We start from the raw sequence: 800 nt of genomic DNA, 5'->3' as shown, positions 1-800 counted from the left end.
ATATCTAACTTCGGACCCTAATCGGGTTCAGGGACAGTGCCTGATGGGTAGTTTAACTGGGGCGGTTGCCTCCTAAAGAGTAACGGAGGCGCCCAAAGGTTCCCTCAACCTGGTTGGCAATCAGGTGGCGAGTGTAAGTGCACAAGGGAGCTTGACTGTGAGACTGACAAGTCGAGCAGGGACGAAAGTCGGGACTAGTGATCCGGCAGTGGCTTGTGGAAGCGCTGTCGCTCAACGGATAAAAGGTACCTCGGGGATAACAGGCTGATCTTGCCCAAGAGTCCATATCGACGGCATGGTTTGGCACCTCGATGTCGGCTCGTCGCATCCTGGGGCTGGAGTAGGTCCCAAGGGTTGGGCTGTTCGCCCATTAAAGCGGTACGCGAGCTGGGTTTAGAACGTCGTGAGACAGTTCGGTCCCTATCCGCTGCGCGCGCAGGAAATTTGAGAAGATCTATCCCTAGTACGAGAGGACCGGGATGGACGAACCTCTGGTGTGTCAGTTGTTCCGCCAGGAGCACCGCTGATTAGCTACGTTCGGAACGGATAACCGCTGAAAGCATCTAAGCGGGAAGCCGGCTTCGAGATGAGATTTCCATCCCTTCGGGGGAGAGGCTCCCAGCCAGACGACTGGGTTGATAGGCCGGATGTGGAAGACAGGACTAAAGACTGTCGGAGCTGACCGGTACTAATAAGCCGATAACTTGATAATCACTACACTCATACCGTTGTAAAGGCTGGTAGGAGTGGTCAGAGATTGCTTGCGTCCACTTTGTGGTTCCCAGAAGACGGGCACCCCG

Annotated in this window: 1 rRNA gene; it reads left to right on the top strand. The window is 55.1% G+C overall.

What is annotated here, in order from left to right:
* Window positions 1-712: ribosomal RNA gene (locus C5C24_RS17460) — 23S ribosomal RNA — on the top strand; the annotation flags it as partial.
* Window positions 713-800 lie beyond the last annotated feature (88 nt).

Origin of the sequence: Rathayibacter sp. AY2B3 (genome assembly GCF_002931755.1) — a bacterium.
Taxonomy (GTDB): domain Bacteria; phylum Actinomycetota; class Actinomycetes; order Actinomycetales; family Microbacteriaceae; genus Rathayibacter.
Note: the sequence above shows the minus strand (reverse complement) of the source record. Positions and strands in the feature narration are given on the sequence as shown.